Source organism: Rhodococcus cercidiphylli, assembly GCF_033042225.1.
Lineage (GTDB): Bacteria > Actinomycetota > Actinomycetes > Mycobacteriales > Mycobacteriaceae > Rhodococcoides.
In genome coordinates this window covers 632856-652396 of sequence record NZ_JAWLKE010000002.1, presented here as the reverse complement: position 1 = coordinate 652396, position 19541 = coordinate 632856, and the positions used below count along the sequence as shown (strand labels likewise).

Below are 19541 nucleotides of genomic sequence, written 5' to 3'. Positions count from 1 at the left end.
CATGCCCTATCGACGGACGCCCGCGGTGCAGGCCAGGCTCGACTCCGGTCGTGAAAAACTGTTCGACGCTGCCATCGAGGTGCTCTCGACGCAGGGCTACGCAGGTCTGTCGATCGCCTCGGTCGCCGCGGCAGCAGGTGTGTCCGCCGGCAGCGTCTACACGCACTTCGAGGGCAAGTCGGATCTGGTCGTCGCTATCTTTCGCGAGGTCTGCAGCCGCGAGGTCGCTGCAGTGGTGGCCGTTTCCGGGCACGGCAGCACCGCCGAGCGGGTCACGGAAGTGGTGCAGACCTTCGCCGGACGGGCTTTGAAGAACCGAACGATGGCGTACGCGTTGTTGGCCGAACCGGTGGACCCGGCCGTCGACGCCGAGCGGTTGGTGTTCCGGCAGAAATTCACCGATGCCTTCGCCGACGCCATCGTGGCCGGCATCGCAGCGGGAGAGATCCCCGAGCAGGACGTGCGCATCTCGGCAGCAGGGCTGGTCGGTGCCGTCGGCGAAGTGCTGGTAGGTCCGTTGTCATCGCAGAACTCGGTGGACGTGATACCGGGTCTGGTCGCATTGTCGTTGCGCACGTTAGGAGTTCGAGATGGACACGCATGAGGTATTCAACCAGGCAGTCGACCTGAGTCCGTTCGACACGTCCGCGGACCCGTCGTTGCTCGACGGCGTGGCGCGTGCCGGTGGCGGCTGGGCGCTCGACGAGGTTCGGCAACTGGGAGTCCTCGCCGGTGGAGTGGCGGCACAGGACTGGGGCCGGATCGCCAACGAGAACCCGCCGGTGCTGAAGACTCACGATCGATACGGCAATCGGATCGACGAAGTCGAATTCCACCCGCACTGGCACGATCTGATGACCGTTGCCGTCGAGCACGGGCTGCACGCCAGTCCGTGGGCCGACGATCGCGTCGGTGCTCACGTTGCCCGCGCCGCGAAATTCTACGTCTGGGGGCAGGCCGAGGCCGGGCACATGTGCCCCATCTCGATGACCTACGCCGTCGTTCCGGCGTTGCGGCACAATCCTTCTCTGGCCGCGCAGTACGAGCCGCTGCTGGCCTCGCGAGAATACGACTTCGGGCTGCGTGTTCCGTCCGAGAAGCGCGGACTGATCGCCGGAATGTCGATGACCGAGAAGCAGGGCGGATCCGACGTCCGCGCCAACACCACCACGGCCACTCCGTCGTCGGACGGAACGTACTCGATCACCGGCCACAAGTGGTTCACGTCCGCGCCGATGTCGGACATGTTCCTCACCCTGGCGCAAGCACCCGGCGGGCTGTCGTGTTTCATGCTGCCGCGCGTGCTACCCGACGGCACTCGAAATCGAATGATGCTGCAGCGCTTGAAGGACAAGCTCGGTAACAAGTCGAACGCATCCGGTGAGCTCGAGTATCACGGGGCCACCGGCTGGCTCGTCGGCGAAGAAGGACGCGGCGTGCGCACCATCATCGAGATGGTCAACATGACTCGGTTGGACTGCGTCATCGGGTCCGCAGCCGGAATTCGCAACGCCACCGTGCGCGCAGTCCATCACGCGCGTCATCGAGCTGCGTTCGGCGCTGCACTCGTCGACCAGCCTCTGATGCGAAACGTACTGGCAGACTTGAGCATCGAATCCGAGGCCGCCACCGCTGCCATGATCCGCCTGGCACAGGCCACCGACGGCTCCGCCCGCGGCGACGAGCAGGAGAGTGCGCTGCGCCGAATCGCGTTGGCCGTCACCAAGTACTGGGTATGCAAGAGGGCACCGGCCCACGCCGCCGAAGCACTCGAATGTCTCGGTGGCAACGGCTATGTCGAGGAATCGGGTATGCCTCGGCTGTTCCGCGAATCGCCGCTGATGTCGATCTGGGAAGGCTCCGGCAACGTCGCCGCACTCGATTCCCTACGCGCACTGGCCCGTCAACCCGACAGTGTCGAGGCCTTCTTCGGTGAGATCGGCCAGGCGTCGGGCGTGGATTCTCGCCTGGACGACGCCATCGCCCGCGTCGGCAAGGAACTCTCCGATACTTCCGACATGGAATACCGGGCCAGGCGAGTCGTCGAACTGATGGCCCTGACCTTCCAAGGCGCGCAGCTGGTGATGCACGGCAATTCCGCTGTGGCCGATGCCTTCTGCGCCACTCGACTCGACCGTGACTGGGGCATTGCCTTCGGCACCCTGCCCGTCGGCGTCGATACGGAGGCGGTGTTGGCGCGGGTGTGATTTGGCGGCTCGAGTCTGAGGGGGATCGGCTCCCCACATTTGGATTTGTGACGCCGATCGGAGTCGGTTATCCGAAACTGGGGAGCTGATCCGTCGAATGGCGCTGGTCTCCGAACCATCCGGCCGGTGTGGGAAGGCCTGCTGCGCGGGCGAAGGCTTGCTCGAAGCGGCGAAGTAGTGCTTGCGGATAGTCGAGGTCCCGCCAGTTCCACCGGACGATGATCCAGCCCAACTCGCGTAGCCGGTCCTCGCGATACTTTTCGTCGAGCAGTACACGCTTGGAGTCGTACTTCGACTCGCCGTCGAACTCTCCGATCACTTTGAACTCCCAGAACAGAAAGTCGACCCGTCCGACGAAGCGGCCCGCACCGTCGTACACCCATTGATTGAGCAACGGAGTCGGCAGGGGAAGCGTCTCGAAGAGCACCCGACTGCGAGATTCGCCTACACTCTCGCTGCGCCCGGTCATCAGCGACACCGCTCGCCGGGCAGCGGAGATACCCGTGCGGAACCGCGCCGTCTCCACCGCAGCCGACAGAGCGTCGGTGTCGGTGTGACCTGACCTGAGTGCGCTGTCGCCTACACACACCGACCGCTCGACGGTCGTGGTGCGTGCGATGTCGACGACGGTGCGGGCCGCCGAGGTGACCGGATAGCCGTTGATCGTCGTACGCTCGGAGGGCTCGAGTGCGGTGCCGTGAAGGATTCGTAGCGGCCGACGCTTGCTGGCGTAGTCGAGACCGTGTGTCATGTGCACCTTGTCCAGCGGTAGCTGCCAGATGTCGAAGTCCCAGGCGATCGCGGCCGAGACATGGCTGAGCACGTGGTCCGGGGGAGCCGACATCAGATAGGACCGCGCGAGCAAGGAATGTCGTTCGGTAGGACTCGCCGATTCGATCGATGCTGTCGACACGTAGAACCCCGGCCGCAGGACCGACAGTTCCCCGGTGCGGCGGAGTCGTCGCAGGTCGTCGTCGGTCAACCCGAATGCGAGTGCATCGGCTCGGGTGAACAGATCCGTCTGGGGTAAGTCCATGATTGCTTGGACGCGCCGGGTGCCGAAACGGATCCATCAACAACGGAAAAGCTCCCCACTTTTGAATATCCGACGCCGATCGGAGTCTGAAATCCGAAACTGGGGAGCTGATCCGCCGCCACAACTCAGGCCGAACGACCCCGCTGCGCCCGGTACCAGCGCACCAGTGCATCGGTGGATGAATCCGATTGTGCAGCAGGAGCTTCGGCGTCGGTGAGAACCGGCGTCAGTTCGAGGGCCTGGGTCTTGCCGAGTTCGACGCCCCACTGGTCGTAGGAGTCCACTCCCCAGATGACGCCTTCGACGAAGACCTGGTGCTCGTACAGGGCGATCAACTGACCGACGACCGACGGCGTGAGTTTGGGGGCGAGGATGGAGGTGGTGGGCCGATTGCCGGGCATCACCTTGTGCGGCACCACATCTGCCGGAGTGTCCTCGGCGGCGATCTCCTCGGCGGTCTTGCCGAAGGCGAGGACCTTGGTCTGGGCGAAGAAGTTGCTCATCAGCAGATCGTGCATCGATCCGCTGCCGTCGCGGGTCGGCAGATCGTCGGTGGGCTCGGCGAATCCGATGAAGTCCGCCGGCACCAAACGTGTTCCCTGGTGGAGCAATTGGTAGAAAGCGTGCTGGCCGTTGGTGCCCGGTTCGCCCCAGAAGATCTCGCCGGTCGGCGTGGTGACGGGTGAGCCGTCGGCCTTGACGGACTTGCCGTTGGACTCCATCGTCAGCTGCTGCAGGTACGCGGCGAAACGGGAGAGGTCATTCGAATACGGGAGCACCGCACGGGTTTCCGCGCCGAAGAAGGAGCTGTACCACAGGCCGATGAGGCCGAGCAGTACCGGCGCGTTCTCGGCGAGCGGCGTCAACCGGAAATGCTCGTCGATGCGATGAAAGCCGTCGAGGAACTCGCCGAACGCTTCCTTGCCCACAACGGCCATGACCGACAACCCGATTGCCGAATCGACGGAGTAGCGTCCGCCCACCCAGTCCCAGAAGCCGAACATGTTGGCGGTGTCGATCCCGAAGTCCGCGACGCGTTCGGCGTTGGTGGACACGGCGACGAAGTGCTTGGCGACGGCATCTTCACCGAGCGCGTCGACGAGCCAGCGGCGGGCCGCGGTGGCGTTCGTGAGTGTCTCGAGGGTGGAGAACGTCTTGGACGCGATGATGAACAGCGTCGACGCTGGGTCGAGTCCGTCGAGCGCACCGACGAGATCGGCTGGGTCGACGTTGGAAACGAACTTCGCGGAAATCCCCGCGTCGGCGTAATGACGGAGCGCGTTGTAGACCATGACCGGTCCCAGGTCACTACCGCCGATGCCGATGTTGACGACGGTGGCGATCTTCTCGCCGGTGGCACCGACCCATTCGCCCGAACGCACTCGGTCGGTGAATTCGCCCATCGCAGTGAGGACTTCGTGCACATCGGCGACGACGTCCTGGCCGTCGACGGTCAACGACGCGTCGGCCGGTAGGCGCAGCGCGGTGTGCAGTACGGCGCGGTCCTCGGAGGTGTTGATGTGCTCACCGGCGAACATGGCGTCGCGCTTGCCCTCGACGTCGGCGGTGCGCGCGAGTTCGACGAGCAGTTCGAGGGTTTCGCGGGTGATCCGGTGCTTGCTGTAGTCGATATGAAGATCGGCGGCGTCGAGCGTGAACGTGTGCGCTCGGTCGGCGTCCTCGGCGAACAGCGTCCGAAGATGAGTATCGGCGATCGAGGAGTAGTGATCGGTCAGCTTCTGCCAGGCATCCGTGCCGGTGATATCGACGCTCATACGAACCAACACTAATCCGGTGCCGAGTCATGCGCGCGTCGTTTGTCGTTTGCATCGGGCGCTGCGGAGGCATCATGGAGGTATGGACCAACGTGCATTGATCGATTCGATTCCGGCAAAACTGTGGATCGGCGGCAAGGCCGTCGACGCCGAGGGAGGCAAGACGTTCCCGGTGAACGATCCGGCGACCGGCAAGCCCCTGACAGAGGTGGCCGACGCATCGCCCGCCGACGCGATGAAGGCGCTCGACGCCGCCGCGGCGGCGCAGAAGGGTTGGGCGGCAACGCCCGCCCGCGAGCGCAGTGAGATTCTTCGAGCGGCATTCGAGAAGGTCACCGAACGCGCCGACGACATCGCGCTGCTGATGACCCTCGAGATGGGTAAGGCCCTCGCCGAATCCAAGGCCGAGGTGAAATACGGTGCCGAGTTCTTCCGCTGGTTCGCCGAGGAAGCGGTACGCATCGGCGGTCGCTACACCCCGGCCCCGGCGGGCAACGGTCGAATCCTCGTCACCAAGGCCCCGGTCGGGCCCGTCCTGGCGATCACCCCGTGGAACTTCCCGTTGGCGATGGGCACCAGAAAGATCGGTCCCGCTCTGGCCGCCGGCTGCACCATCGTCGTCAAGCCTGCTCGTGAGACCCCGCTGACGATGTTGCTGCTCGCGCAGATCTTCGACGAGGTCGGCTTGCCCGAAGGCGTGCTGTCGGTGCTGACGACGTCCAAGTCCGGTGATGTCACAGGCCCCCTTATCGAGGATCCGCGGATGCGCAAGCTCACCTTCACCGGCTCGACGGGTGTCGGCAAATCTCTCGTTCAGAAGTCCGCGACTCGCTTGCTGCGCACGTCGATGGAACTGGGCGGCAACGCACCGTTCGTGGTGTTCGACGACGCGAACATCGACGACGCGGTGGACGGTGCCATGCTCGCCAAGATGCGCAACGGCGGCGAGGCCTGCACCGCCGCGAACCGCTTGCACGTGCACAACAGCGTGCGCGAGGAGTTCACCACCAAACTCGTGGAAAAGATGGCCGAGATGAAGCTCGGCCCCGGCGTCGACCCCGATACCAAGCTCGGACCGTTGATCAATGCCGATCAGCTCGAGACCGTGCAGGAACTCGTCGACGACGCGGTGGCCAAGGGCGCGACGGTGGCGCTCGGGGGCACCGCGCCGGGCGGGGACGGCTACTTCTACCCGGCGACCGTGCTCACCGAGGTGCCTGCTGATGCACGCATTCTGAAGGAGGAGGTGTTCGGGCCGGTGGCTCCGATCGTCGGCTTCGATACCGAGCAGGAAGGTATCGACGCGGCCAACGCCACCGAGTACGGCCTGGCGTCGTACATCTACACCGAGAGTCTCGATCGTGCGCTACGGGTGGCCGACGCAATCGACAGTGGCATGGTGGGCGTCAACCGCGGAGTGATCTCGGACGCGGCAGCGCCGTTCGGTGGAGTGAAAGAATCCGGATTCGGCCGCGAGGGCGGATCCGAGGGAATCGAGGAGTATCTCGAGACCAAGTACATCGCTCTGAAGTGAGCTACTGACGGTTGGGCGTGCGCACCGCGCGCCCAACCGGGGGTGGATCAGTGGCCGAGGCGACCGCGACCGAGGCGGAGCAGGAGCATGGCCAGCGTGTGACCTTCCTGGCCCAGGCTGCTGAAACGCTCGAGAACCTTCATCTCGCGGCTGTGCACCAGGCGCGGTCCGCCGGAGGCCATACGGGTGCGGCCGATGATCTGCGACACCTCGGAGCGACGCTTGATGGCCGTCAGGATCTCGGCATCGAGGCGATCGATTTCCTGGCGCAGGTCGTTGATCTCGGCTTCGCTCGTGGGCACTGCGGTCTCTGAGTCGATCTTCGTCGTCATGGCCATCGTCTCTCCTCGGGTCACATCTTGGATCGCTGCGTCGTCCGTCACCGTTACGCCTTTCGTATTCGGAACTGCATCGCCGTTCGGTTCGGTCCCGTCCGGAACCAGGGGCGTTGCGTCTATCGACAGGCTCCTGCACGCGTGGCCGAACAATGGCCGACCCGATGCAGGCGATGACGTACGGTTTTTTCGATCACCGATCCAGTGTGCCACGGGTCAACCCTCCTGAAAAGTCGTCGGTTCGGCCGACGACCACGCGATGTGGGTTTGTCGGTACGCGCCGGTAACCTGACCACACGATGAACACATTCCTCCAGGGCCTCCAATCCCGACAGAACACCTCGTCCGACACACTGCTGGAAGGTCTCAATCCTCAGCAGCGTGAGGCCGTCGTGCACACCGGATCTCCGCTGCTCATCGTGGCCGGAGCCGGGTCGGGCAAGACGGCGGTGCTGACGCGTCGTATCGCGTATCTGCTGGCCGAGCGAGGAGTGTCACCCGGCCAGGTTCTGGCCATCACGTTCACCAACAAGGCCGCTGCCGAGATGCGCGAGCGAGTCGCCGGACTCGTGGGACCGCGGGCGAACGCCATGTGGGTGTCGACGTTCCACTCGAGTTGCGTGCGGATCCTGCGCGCGCAGGCTGCGCTGCTGCCCGGTCTGAACTCGAACTTCTCCATCTACGACGCGGACGACTCTCGGCGACTGCTGACGATGATCTCCAAGGATCTGCAGATCGACACCAAGAAGTTCTCGGCGCGGCTGCTCTCGACGGCCATCTCGAACCTGAAGAACGAGCTGATCGGCCCCGACAAGGCAGCGGAGGACGCCGACGGCGATCCCGCCGAGCTCCCACGGCTGGTGGCCAAGGTCTACGGCATCTATCAGCAGCGGCTGCGCGCCGCCAACGCGATGGATTTCGACGACCTCATCGGCGAAACGGTGGGCATTCTGCAGGCGTTCCCCCAGGTGGCTCAGTACTACCGACGCCGGTTTCGGCACGTTCTGGTCGACGAGTACCAGGACACCAACCATGCCCAGTACATGTTGGTCCGTGAATTGGTCGGCACCCCCGACGCCGACGGCGCACTCGAGGGCACTGTCGCTCCGGGCGAGCTGTGTGTGGTGGGCGACGCGGATCAGTCCATCTACGCATTCCGTGGTGCCACGATTCGCAACATCGAGGAATTCGAGCGCGACTATCCCGACGCTCGCACCATCCTGCTCGAGCAGAACTACCGATCGACGCAGAACATCCTCTCGGCCGCCAACGCGGTGATCTCGCGCAACATCGGCCGGCGTGAGAAGAAACTGTGGACCGATACCGGCGAGGGCGAGTTGATCGTCGGTTACGTCGCCGACAACGAGCACGACGAGGCGTCGTTCGTGGCCTCCGAGATCGATCGACTCGTCGACGGCGGAGATGTGCGCTTCGACGAGGTGGCCGTCTTCTATCGAACCAACAACTCCTCGCGTGCGCTCGAGGAGATCTTCATCCGACTCGGACTGCCGTACAAGGTCGTCGGCGGAGTCCGATTCTACGAGCGCAAAGAGGTACGAGACCTCGTCGCGTACCTGCGGGTGCTGTCCAACGAGGACGACACCGTCAGCATGCGGCGCATCCTCAACACTCCGCGCCGGGGGATCGGCGATCGTGCCGAGGCCTGTGTCGCCGTGCACGCCGAGCAGCGAGACATCAGCTTCTCGCGCGCATTGCACGACGCGGCCGCGGGCAAGGTGGCGTTGCTCAACTCGCGGCAGCAGAAGTTGATCGCGCAGTTCATGGAGTTGCTCGACGAACTACGTGCAGTGCTCACCGCGACCGACGGGGACGGCAACGACATCGCAGACATCGGTGATGTCGTCGAAGCCGTTCTCGATCGCACCGGCTACCGCGCCGAGCTCGAAGCCAGCAGTGATCCGCAGGACGGCGCGCGCCTCGACAACCTCAACGAACTCGTCAGCGTCGCAAGGGAATTCACCTCGGAGGCGCGTAATCAGGCCGCGGTGGCGGCAGAGGCTCTCGAAACCGGGGACGACGAGAACGGCGACGCGGACGGTGGCGTCGACGGGTTGGCCGAGCCGGGGTCGCTCGCGGCGTTCCTCGAACGGGTCTCCCTGGTGGCCGACACCGATCAGATCCCCGATTCGGGTACCGGCGTCGTCACCTTGATGACGCTGCACACCGCCAAGGGTCTGGAATTCCCGGTCGTCTTCGTGACGGGTTGGGAGGACGGCCAATTCCCGCACATGCGGGCGCTCGGCGACCCCAATGAACTGTCCGAGGAGCGACGCCTGGCGTACGTGGGGATCACCCGTGCGCGGCAGCGGCTCTACCTCACGCGCGCGATCATGCGCTCGGCATGGGGGCAGCCCATCGCTAACCCGGAATCACGCTTCCTGCAGGAAGTTCCGCAGCACCTGATCGACTGGCGACGCGAGGATCCGGGCACCGGGGGAGGCCGAGCCATCGGCGGGGGCAGATCGGGCAGCTACGGATCGGGTGGCGGATACGGCTCGAACAATTACGGTTCGAGCAATTACGGCTCCGGCAGCTACGGCGGATCCTCGAATCGCGGTCAGAGTTCGACGCCGAGTTTCGGTGCCGCCAAGGGGCGCAACTCCAATCTCGTTCTCGCCGTGGGCGATCGAGTCAGCCACGACAAGTACGGCCTGGGTACGGTGCTGGAATCGACCGGTGCCGGAGTCAAGGCGATGGTATTGGTCGACTTCGGTTCGGCTGGTCGCGTGAAGATGATGCTCATCGGCGGCGTCCCGATGACCAAGCTGTAACAGAGCCGAGAACGCGAAAGCCGGACCCTGCGAAAGCGGGGTCCGGCTTCGAGTCGAAAGCTGGTGTACTCAGTCCATCTCTGGGCCGAGGGAGATTCCTCGGGAAGCGAGCCACGGAAGCGGATCGATCTTGACCTCGCCCGGAAGGTGGACCTCGAAGTGCAGGTGCGGGCCGGTGGAGAAGCCGCGGTTGCCCATCGTCGCGATCTGATCGCCTGCCATGACGTCCTGACCGACCGTGACGGTCGAGGTGTCGATGTGGCCGTAGACGGTGATCGTGCCGTCGGCGTGCTGGACGCGAACCCACATGCCGAAGCCTGCGGCCGGACCTGAGTCGATCACCTTGCCGTCGGCGACGGCGTAGATCGGGGTTCCGATGGCGTTGGCGACATCGACGCCGGCGTGGAGAACGCCCCAGCGGGTGCCGAAGTTGGAGGTGTAGGTGCCCTGCGCCGGCAGTGCGAACAGCGGCCTGCGCGCAGCAGCTTCGCGGGCGGCACGCTCTTCGCTGAAGCGCTGGCCCTTGGCGAGCAGGTCGTTGAACTGGCTCAGATCCACCGGCGCAGCGATGCTGAGGATCTGCGGAGCCTCCGACGGCGTCGCGCTGGTCGAGTCGGCTTCGACCTCGGTGGTCTGCGGAGCGGTGGTGGCCGCGACTGCTGCCGCAGCGGGTGCTTCACCTGCGGCGAGTGCGTACTCGGAGGTGGCGACCGCGGTGGGTGCGTCGTCGTTGACGACGGCCTGGCCGGCCGCGACTACCGCACCTGCGGCCACTGCGAGAACTGCAGCTCGGCCCTTGAGTGCGGTGGGGGGAAGGGGGATGCGGTGTGCGCCGCCGCGACGGGCCACGGGGGTGGCGTCTGCGGTAGTGACGAATGTGGTGACGACGGTCGGCGACTCGTCGGCTGCGACGTAGGCGGTATCGACGTACTCGGCCTCGGCGTACTGGTACGCGGGGTAGGCATACGCGTCGTATGCACCGTTGTCGGCAGGCGCGGCGGCGGGCTCGTAGCTGTAGACCGTGGTCGCGTCTTCGGCCGAGGGTCGAGAGAATCTGCTCGATGTGAAGGACGCACGGTGTTGCTGCAAGACCTACAACCTCCGTTATCCGTGACCTGGCCGTTACTGAAAGACTCGGCAGACGGTAACGAAATGATTGCGGGGCGCGCAAGTTAACAGCCCAAACCGGCGGCATATGTGAGATGGCTCACAAGTCGACCAGCGGTTATGTCGTGACGGGCCACATTCGTAATCGGACACGAGAACACGTGGACGGCACACGGTGACAGTAACGGTTCTCGCACCGATCGAGCCGATACCGTGATCCGAGTGCCGACTCCCTCCTTCGACGACTCGTCCGCCCCCGGCTCCGAGCGAGCGGAACCGCAGCGGATCCGACCCCAGGACGGAGAGTTCGGCCGAGCCGACGATCCGTCGCCCACTCCGCGCATCGCGCTTGCCGTCACACTCGCTCTGATCGCTGCGGTTGCCGCAGTCGTGGCCCAGCTGATCGGCGTCGTCCGCAGCGCCGACGGTTCGCCGGTGGGTACCGGGGCAATGGTGGCTGCGATCCTGGCCGGTGCCGTCCCCGTCGTCGTTGTCCTCGGAGCCGCGGCGGGTGTGGTCGGCAAACGCGTCGAGTTCGCCGCAGCCCTGCTGGCCGGATACGGCGCAGTGGCACTCGGCCTCACGTTGCTCGACGTTGCCTTGCTGTCCGATCCCATCGACGCGAATCGGCTAGAGCTCTTCCGCCCACTGAGCGCCGCGATGCTCGACGCGACCGCCGGTGCCTATGTTCTGCTCGTCGGTCACGCTGTGTCGGTGCTGGCGGGTATTGCGGGGTGGTCTGCGGTGCACCGCGCCGGGCTCGGTGACGGGTACGGCCACTCGGTGTATTCGGAACACGTGGGGCGCGCGGCGGCGGGGCGTGTCGGGCCGTTGCTCGCGGCGCTGCTCGGCGCGTTCGGTGTGCTGGCGGCCGTTGCGGCTTTTGCCTCGCTGTACCGCTCGTCCGATCCGGTGGTGATCGTGACGGCGGTGGTGGAGTCGCCGGTGTTCGTCGCGGTGGGCTCCGGGGTCGTCGGTATCGCGGCGCTCGTGGTGGCTGCGTCGGCCCTGGCCTCTCTGTCGCCGCAGGTGGCGTCGGGTGCGTCCGTCGGTGCCGGGCTCGGCGTACTCGGTTTCGCCGGGGTCGGACTGCTCGCTGGGCTGAGCACCGGAGCTCGGGTCGACGCCGGGCTCGGTGCCTATCTGGGAACGCTTGCGGGGCTCGGACTGCTGATCTGCGGCGCAGTGCTTGCACCCGTCGCTGCAGCGCGTGACCGTCGGGCGCTGGAGAGAACGCAGCAGCGTGAGTCGGGTGCGCGAGGTGTCCGCGGTGTCGCCGGCCTCGGATCGACGAGGTGGCATGCCGCGGCCGGCAGCATCGGCGTTCTTGCAGGTGTGCTGTTCGTCGTCGGATCGTTGTTGCCGATTCTGGAGACCGACTCGGGGATCGCCGTGCCGCAGATATTGGCCACTCGTGTGGTGATGGTCGCGGGGTTCGTGATGATTCTGGGTTCGGTGCCGCTGCTGTTCTCCGAATTCGCCTCGGCTGCGCGGCCGTTCGTGTCGATCTTCTGGCTCGGCGCGATGGCGGCTGCGGCCTCGGTGCTGCAGTCGGTGGTGCTCGCCGAGGACGTGGACGGCGTCGGTGCCGGAATCGGCGCTCTGGCGATCATCGCGGGTGTCGTCGCAGCGGCAGCCACCGGACTACTGGCCCTGTTCGCCGGCTCGGCCGAACGCGACGACGTCGACACGTCCGCGGACGCATCAACCGACGGCGTGGTGCTCGGCACCGGCTTGTTCGGTGCAGTGCTTCTCGCTGTGGGCCTGGCTCTGCCGCTGTATCGGGGCAGCGATTTCACTGCCGCCACCGTCACCGAATTTCCGTGGGGCTGGGACACCTGGGGGCAGATGCTGCTCGCCGTCGGAGTGGTCGTGGCCGCCGTCGTCGCGGCGCGAGCTCGGGCCGCACGCGGCAGCGTCCTGCTCGGCGGAGCAGCCGTCGCCGGGATCGTCCATCTGGCGTCGTGGCCGCTGACATCTGCACGCGCCACCGATCCGGAAATGGGGCCTGCGGTGCTCCCGTTGGTGGCGGGAATCGTCGTTCTCGGTGTCGCCGCGGCACTTTCGGCCCGCCGCGACGATCGGTGACGGCCGCTTCATCGAGCCGGTGGCGGTGAGATAGGCCACATAGCATGCATGCGCCCGATGCGCTGTCGGGACACCTGGATAAAGTCCATGCTCAGACCCGCTCACACCCCTGGAGCGGGCGTCAACGTAGACGAGACGGTGAGCTGATGGATCTCTTCGAATACCAGGCGAAGGAATTGTTCGCCAAGCATGGCGTACCCACCTCCGCCGGTCGTGTCACCGACACGGTCGCCGGAGCAACACAGATTGCCGAAGAAATCGGCAAGCCAGTAATGGTCAAGGCACAGGTCAAGGTCGGCGGCCGCGGCAAGGCCGGTGGCGTCAAGTACTCCAAGGACGTCGCAGCAGCCACCGAGAACGCAGAAGCGATTCTCGGACTCGACATCAAGGGCCATGTCGTCAAGAAGCTTCTCGTTGCAGAAGCCTCCGACATCGCCGAGGAGTACTACATCTCCTTCCTGCTCGATCGCACCAACCGCACCTACCTCGCCATGTGTTCGGTCGAGGGTGGCGTCGAAATCGAGGTGACGGCGGAGGAGAACCCCGACGCACTCGCACGTATTCCGGTCGACGCCGTCAAGGGTGTCGACCTTGCTTTTGCTCGTGAAATCGCTGAAAAGGGCAAGCTTCCCGCCGAGGTGCTCGACGCCGCTGCGGTGACCATCCAGAAGCTGTGGGAGGTCTTCATCAACGAAGACGCTCTCCTGGTCGAGGTCAACCCGCTGGTTCGCACCCCGGACGATCAGATCCTGGCCCTCGACGGCAAGGTGACGCTCGACGCCAACGCAGACTTCCGTCAGGCCGGCCACGCCGAGTTCGAGGACAAGGACGCAGCCGATCCCCTCGAGGCCAAGGCCAAGGAGAACGACCTCAACTACGTCAAGCTCGACGGACAGGTCGGCATCATCGGAAACGGTGCCGGACTGGTCATGTCGACCCTCGACGTCGTCGCATACGCGGGCGAGGCACACGGCGGCGTCAAGCCCGCCAACTTCCTCGACATCGGCGGCGGTGCCTCGGCCGAGGTCATGGCCGCAGGCCTCGACGTCATCCTCGGTGACGAGCAGGTCAAGAGCGTGTTCGTCAACGTCTTCGGCGGAATCACCGCGTGCGACGCAGTAGCCAACGGCATCGTCGGCGCACTGAAGAAGCTGGGCGACGACGCCAACAAGCCGCTGGTCGTCCGTCTCGACGGCAACAAGGTCGAAGAGGGCCGCAAGATTCTCGCCGACGCCGCGCACCCGCTGGTGACGCTCGCCGGAACCATGGACGAGGGCGCCGACAAGGCCGCCGAGCTGGCAGCGAAGTAGAGGAAACAATGTCTATCTTTCTGAACAAGGACAACAAGGTCATCGTCCAGGGCATCACCGGCGGCGAAGGCACCAAGCACACCGCCCTGATGCTCAAGGCCGGAACCCAGGTCGTCGGTGGCGTCAACGCACGTAAGGCCGGCACCACGGTCAAGCACGTCGACGCCGACGGCAACGACATCGAACTCCCGGTCTTCGGCTCCGTCGCCGAGGCCATGGAGAAGACCGGAGCGGACGTCTCCATCGCGTTCGTCCCGCCGGCATTCTCCAAGGACGCCATCGTCGAGGCCATCGACGCCGAGATCCCGCTGCTCGTCGTCATCACCGAGGGCATCCCCGTGCAGGACTCCGCGTACGCGTGGGCCTACAACGTGGAGAAGGGCAAGAAGACCCGCATCATCGGGCCCAACTGCCCCGGAATCATCACCCCCGGTGAGGCTCTCGTCGGCATCACACCCGCCAACATCTCGGGAACCGGCCCCATCGGCCTGGTCTCCAAGAGCGGCACGCTGACCTACCAGATGATGTTCGAGCTGCGTGACTTCGGCTTCTCGACCGCCATCGGCATCGGCGGCGACCCGGTCATCGGAACCACCCACATCGACGCCATCGAGGCGTTCGAAGCGGATCCCGACACCAAGATCATCGTCATGATCGGTGAGATCGGCGGCGACGCCGAAGAGCGCGCAGCCGATTACATCAAGGCCAACGTGACCAAGCCGGTCGTCGGCTACGTCGCAGGCTTCACCGCGCCCGAGGGCAAGACCATGGGCCACGCAGGCGCCATCGTCTCCGGCTCGCTGGGAACGGCGCAGGCGAAGAAGGACGCACTCGAGGCCGCAGGCGTCAAGGTCGGCAAGACGCCGTCCGAGACCGCTGCCCTCGCGCGCGAAATCCTGGAATCGCTTTCTGTGAAGTAAGTTTCACATCGTAAGGAGCCCGCCACCGAATCCGGTGGCGGGCTTTTTCGTGCGCGCGCCCCTGTTCGCGTCAATGGACCACTGCACACGTCTGGGCGCGGCAAAGTCACATTCACGCGGCGGGGTCTAGATTGATGCGCGTGCACAGGATCTTCACCACCGCCTTCAGCTCGGTCTATCCGCACTACGTGAACAAAGCCGAGCGAAAAGGCCGGACGAAAGCGGAGGTCGACGAGATCATCCGCTGGCTCACCGGTTTCGACCAGTCGGCCCTCGACCGCCATCTCCAGGCCGAAACGACGTTCGACGAGTTCTTCGCGGCAGCGGACCTCAACTCGAACGCGACCCTGATCACCGGAGTCGTCTGCGGCATTCGCGTCGAGAATGTCGAGGACCCTCTGATGCAGAAAATCCGCTACCTGGACAAGCTGATCGACGAGCTTGCCAAGGGCAAGAAGATGGAGAAAATTCTGCGGAGCTGAGGGCGCTGTTGAAATCACGCTGATTCGAAGTGTGGTCCCGGGCTCGGAGCCGGACTTCACTGATCGTCATGACAACCACAGAGAATCGTGCGCTCACCAAGAACTGGCCCGACGCCCCCACCACTGCTGCCGGGTGGATTTCCCGCGCGGGTGAGGTAGCTCAACTGCTCGCTGTCGATGCCGTCGCTCGCGACAAGGGCCGCGAGATTCCCACCGCCGAGGTGCAGTTGCTCAAGGACGCGGGCCTGGTCACCCTGCTCGGCCCCGTCGAACACGGTGGTGGCGGACAGGATTGGCCCACGGCGTATCAAGTGATTCGCACCGTGTCGAAGGCCGACGGTTCCATCGGTCAGCTGCTCGGATACCACCTGCTGTGGTTCTGGGCTGCGCGGCTCGTCGGAACTCCCGAGCAGATCGAGGCCGTCGAAGCGGACGCGACGAAGAACAAGTGGTTCTTCGGCGGTGCCGTCAACCCTCGGGACAACGATGTCGCCGTCACCGACGAGGGCGACACCATCGTGTTCGACGGCTCCAAGACCTTCTCCACCGGCAGTCGGGTCTCCGACGTCACCGTGCTCGAAGGTGCTCTCGAAGGCAGTACCGATCACGTGTTCGCGATCGTGCCGTCGAACATCGAGGGTCTGTCCTTCCATGACGACTGGGACAACATCGGCCAGCGTCAGACGGAGAGCGGAAGCGTGACCATCGACAAGGTTCGCGTCGACTGGGCCAGCGCAGCAGGATTCGTGGACAAGGCTTTTCAGCCCCGCGTCTACAACACTCTGAACGTGCCGACCATCCAGCTGGTGTTCGTCAATTTCTACCTCGGTATCGCCAGGGGCGCACTCGAGGAGGCTGCGTCGTACACCAAGGACAAGACCCGTGCGTGGCTGCACAGCACCGTGGACAAGGCCGTCGACGAGCCGTACATCATCGACATCTACGGCGATCTGACCTCCAAGCTCTGGGCCGTCGAAGCTCTCGCCGACGCAGTGGCGTTGGAAGGACAGAAGATTCACGACAACGCCTGGAACGTCACCGCCGAGGAGCGCGGTGATCACGAGGTACGCGTCGCCGCCGTCAAGGCTCGCGCCACCGAGGTCTCGCTCGAGATCACCTCGACGGTGTTCGAGGCGCTCGGTGCCCGAGCCACGGCCAGCAAGTACGGCTTCGACCGCTTCTGGCGCAACGTACGTACGCACACCCTGCACGATCCGGTCGCGTACAAGCGACGCGAGGTCGGGCGCTGGGTTCTCACGGGCGAACTGCCCGAGCCCACCTGGTACTCGTAGTCCCGACCTTTCTGGCCCCGATCCGCCCCCGATTTCCGGATGAATGTGCCATTCACACCATCTGAGTGCGTGGATGGCACATTGATCCGTCGAAGGATGACGCACATGAGCACCGAAAAGATCACCGACGCAATCAAATTCGCATACTGGGTTCCCAATGTCTCGGGAGGTCTGGTCACCAGCACCATCGAACAGCGCACCAGCTGGGAGTACGAGTACAACAAGAAGCTGGCGCAGACGGCCGAGAACAACGGATTCGAGTACGCCCTGAGTCAGGTTCGCTACGAAGCCAGCTACGGGGCCGAGTTCCAGCACGAGTCGACCAGCTTCTCGCTTGCGTTGCTGTTGGCCACCGAACGGCTCAAAGTCATTGCTGCAGTGCATCCCGGGCTGTGGCAGCCTGCGGTTCTGGCCAAGCTCGGTGCCACTGCCGATCACCTCTCGAACGGCCGATTCGCCGTCAACGTCGTCAGCGGCTGGTTCAAGGACGAGTTCACCCACCTCGGCGAGCCGTGGCTCGAGCATGACGAGCGGTACCGTCGCAGTGCAGAATTCCTGCAGGTGCTGCGCAAGATCTGGACCGAGGACGACGTCGACTTCCGCGGCGACTTCTATCGGATCCACGACTTCACCCTCAAGCCCAAACCGCTGAACACTCCCGACCGCCCCAACCCGGAACTGTTCCAGGGCGGCAATTCGTCTGCAGCGCAGGAGAATGCCGGACGGTACTCGGACTGGTACTTCAGCAACGGCAAAGATTTCGACGGCGTCACCGAGCAACTCGACAACCTCCGACGCGTCGCGCGTGATCATCAGCGCGAGGTCAAGTTCGGACTCAACGGCTTCATCATCGCGCGAGACAGCGAGAAGGAAGCCCGAGACACGTTGCGCGAGATCATCGAGAAGGCGAACAAGCCCGCTGTCGAAGGGTTCAAGGGCGCGGTGCAACAGGCGGGCAATTCGACGGGCGACAAGAAGGGAATGTGGGCCGATTCGACGTTCGAGGATCTCGTTCAGTACAACGACGGCTTCAAGACGCAGTTGATCGGCACACCGGAGCAGGTGGCCGAGCGCATCGTTGCCTACCGTCGCCGCGGCGTCGACCTGATTCTCGGCGGCTTCCTGCACTTCCAGGAGGAGATCGAGTACTTCGGGGCGAAGGTCCTGCCGCTGGTTCGGGAACTCGAGGCCGCCGAGGCGAACGACCAGGAGTTGGTGGCAGCCCGCTGACCTTTCGGTTCCGTGATCGGTCGGGTCCGTGCAGTAGCGTGAGTTCTCGGACCCGACCGACCTGGGGTACGGACAATCTCAGATGAGGAGACGCGATGACCTACTCGCCCGGCGGCCCTGAAACAGGGGGCTCCAACTCTGGTGGCTACGGCGGAGGTGGCCCGTCCTACGGCCCGTCGTCCTTGCCGAATCAGCCGTCGTCCAACCCGCAGGGTCATCCAGGACAGAACCAGCCCTTTCACCAGCCGTCGGTGTCCAATCCCTTCGGCCCTCCGGTGCCGGGCACCTCGGCACCGGCCGGACCAGGGCCGGCCGCGTCCGGACGTAAGTCGCCCGGATCAGGTCTGGCGAATCTGCCGAAGATTCTCACGTTCGTGATCCTCGGGCTCGGCGTCGTCACCTTCCTGCTCGGCCTGCTGGACCTCGTCACCGCCGAGGTCACCTCGTCTCAGGAACTGCCGAGCAGCATTCAGACGTCGTTCAGCACCACCTTCTTCGCCTCCGGCGGAAGCGCCGTGTCGGTTGCTCTGCTGCTGGCAGCGGGCTTGATCGCCGGTGCCTCGCTCATACAGAAGGACGCCAGGAACCAGGCCGTGGTGGCCGCCCTGGCGATCGCCGGCTGGCTGGTGCTGGTCTTCCAGTCGTTCAGTCTGCCCAGCGCAGAGGGCAACGAGTTCGCCAGCACCACCAGCTCGCTCGGTATCGGTGCGATCCTGGTGCTTGTCCTCGGCTTCGTCCAAGCAGCCGCCGCGGTGCTGGCACTGTTGCTCGACGCGGGCATCGTCAAGGCTCCGGCTCCCAAGCCTGCGGGCTACGGCAACCAGAATCAGCAGCCCGGATACGGCCAGCAGAACCCGTACAACGCGCCGACGACGTCGTTCGGTGGGCCCTCGCAACCGCAGGCATACGGCAATCCGCCGTCGTACGGTCAGCCCCAGGGAACCTCGTCGAACTTCGGTCAAGGTCCCAGCGGTCAAGGTCTCAGCGGTCAAGGTCTCAGCGGTCAAGCACCGAGCGGACAGGCCTCGGGTCAGCATTCCTACAACCCGGGTGGGCAGCCGCCGTACGGACAGTCCGCCCCCAACCCCTCGTCGCCCCAGGGCGGCTATGCACCGCCGCCGTACACCGGTCCGAGCGGGCAGGCCTATCCGCCGAACCAGTACCAGTACGGCCAGCCTTCGGGATACGGCCAGCCTCCGGCGAAGTCGGACGAGCTCGAATCGGGCGAGCAGTCGACGCCGTACGGCGCGCCCACGCAGTCGTTCGGTGCCACTCCTGCTGTGGACGACGAGAAGAAGCACGACTGATTCAGGCATCACAACCCACTTCGCGGGGGGGCCGGCCCCCGCCCCCCCGCCCAGGGTGGGCGGCCGGTGGGGTTGGGGGGGGAATTTAAACGGACGCGCGCCCCCCCGGCCCCCCCCCGCCCCCCC

15 protein-coding genes are annotated in these 19541 nt (G+C 65.0%); 11 read left to right on the top strand and 4 right to left on the bottom strand.

Features of this window, described 5'->3' with window-relative positions; all coding sequences use genetic code 11:
* The first annotated feature begins 1 nt into the window (after position 1).
* Entirely contained in the window at positions 2 to 604 is a 603-nt protein-coding gene (locus R3P95_RS06695; RefSeq protein WP_317547759.1) for a TetR/AcrR family transcriptional regulator, read from the top strand.
* Positions 591 to 2207 (top strand): acyl-CoA dehydrogenase family protein, encoded by a 1617-nt coding sequence (locus R3P95_RS06690; RefSeq protein WP_317547758.1) that lies wholly within the window; start codon positions 591 to 593, stop codon positions 2205 to 2207. Before R3P95_RS06695 ends, R3P95_RS06690 begins: the two co-directional genes overlap by 14 nt.
* A 67-nt stretch (positions 2208 to 2274) precedes the next feature.
* On the opposite strand, the gene R3P95_RS06685 is transcribed toward R3P95_RS06690, so the two are convergent.
* Positions 2275 to 3243, bottom strand: coding sequence for a type IV toxin-antitoxin system AbiEi family antitoxin domain-containing protein (locus tag R3P95_RS06685; protein ID WP_317547757.1), 969 nt, complete (start codon positions 3241 to 3243; stop codon positions 2275 to 2277).
* Between the two features lie 125 nt (positions 3244 to 3368).
* Positions 3369 to 5018: a glucose-6-phosphate isomerase gene (gene pgi / locus R3P95_RS06680; RefSeq protein WP_317547756.1), complete on the bottom strand. Its 1650-nt coding sequence runs from the start codon at positions 5016 to 5018 to the stop codon at positions 3369 to 3371.
* Positions 5019 to 5100: 82 nt separating this feature from the next.
* Here pgi and R3P95_RS06675 point away from each other — a divergent pair, with 82 nt between their 5' ends.
* Positions 5101 to 6552 (top strand): NAD-dependent succinate-semialdehyde dehydrogenase, encoded by a 1452-nt coding sequence (locus R3P95_RS06675; protein WP_094686773.1) that lies wholly within the window; start codon positions 5101 to 5103, stop codon positions 6550 to 6552.
* 47 nt (positions 6553 to 6599) lie between these two features.
* On the opposite strand, the gene R3P95_RS06670 is transcribed toward R3P95_RS06675, so the two are convergent.
* A complete protein-coding gene (locus R3P95_RS06670; protein ID WP_068050144.1) occupies positions 6600 to 6890 on the bottom strand; it encodes a chorismate mutase in 291 nt (96 codons plus the stop codon).
* A gap of 296 nt (positions 6891 to 7186) precedes the next feature.
* Here R3P95_RS06670 and R3P95_RS06665 point away from each other — a divergent pair, with 296 nt between their 5' ends.
* A complete protein-coding gene (locus R3P95_RS06665; RefSeq protein WP_317532623.1) occupies positions 7187 to 9679 on the top strand; it encodes a UvrD-helicase domain-containing protein in 2493 nt (830 codons plus the stop codon).
* 69 nt (positions 9680 to 9748) lie between these two features.
* Here the strand turns inward: R3P95_RS06665 and R3P95_RS06660 are convergent, their stop codons facing one another.
* Entirely contained in the window at positions 9749 to 10768 is a 1020-nt protein-coding gene (locus tag R3P95_RS06660; protein WP_149405118.1) for a M23 family metallopeptidase, read from the bottom strand.
* 240 nt (positions 10769 to 11008) lie between these two features.
* On the opposite strand from R3P95_RS06660, the gene R3P95_RS06655 reads away from it, so the two are divergent.
* From R3P95_RS06655 to R3P95_RS06625, 7 genes are all read left to right on the top strand, one after another.
* On the top strand, positions 11009 to 12874 hold the full coding sequence (locus R3P95_RS06655) for a hypothetical protein (RefSeq protein WP_317547755.1): 1866 nt from the start codon (positions 11009 to 11011) through the stop codon (positions 12872 to 12874).
* Between the two features lie 146 nt (positions 12875 to 13020).
* Positions 13021 to 14184 (top strand): ADP-forming succinate--CoA ligase subunit beta, encoded by a 1164-nt coding sequence (sucC, locus tag R3P95_RS06650; protein WP_032377331.1) that lies wholly within the window; start codon positions 13021 to 13023, stop codon positions 14182 to 14184.
* An 8-nt stretch (positions 14185 to 14192) separates the two neighbouring features.
* Positions 14193 to 15104, top strand: a complete 912-nt coding sequence (gene sucD, locus R3P95_RS06645; RefSeq protein ID WP_068050146.1) for a succinate--CoA ligase subunit alpha — start codon at positions 14193 to 14195, stop codon at positions 15102 to 15104.
* A gap of 134 nt (positions 15105 to 15238) precedes the next feature.
* A complete protein-coding gene (locus R3P95_RS06640) occupies positions 15239 to 15586 on the top strand; it encodes a DUF2200 domain-containing protein (RefSeq protein ID WP_317547754.1) in 348 nt (115 codons plus the stop codon).
* Positions 15587 to 15654: 68 nt separating this feature from the next.
* On the top strand, positions 15655 to 16878 hold the full coding sequence (locus R3P95_RS06635) for an acyl-CoA dehydrogenase family protein (RefSeq protein WP_188078541.1): 1224 nt from the start codon (positions 15655 to 15657) through the stop codon (positions 16876 to 16878).
* A 105-nt stretch (positions 16879 to 16983) separates the two neighbouring features.
* Entirely contained in the window at positions 16984 to 18108 is a 1125-nt protein-coding gene (gene sfnG / locus R3P95_RS06630) for a dimethylsulfone monooxygenase SfnG (RefSeq protein ID WP_149405125.1), read from the top strand.
* 95 nt (positions 18109 to 18203) lie between these two features.
* Positions 18204 to 19415, top strand: coding sequence for a DUF5336 domain-containing protein (locus R3P95_RS06625; protein ID WP_317547751.1), 1212 nt, complete (start codon positions 18204 to 18206; stop codon positions 19413 to 19415).
* The last annotated feature ends 126 nt before the right edge of the window (positions 19416 to 19541 follow it).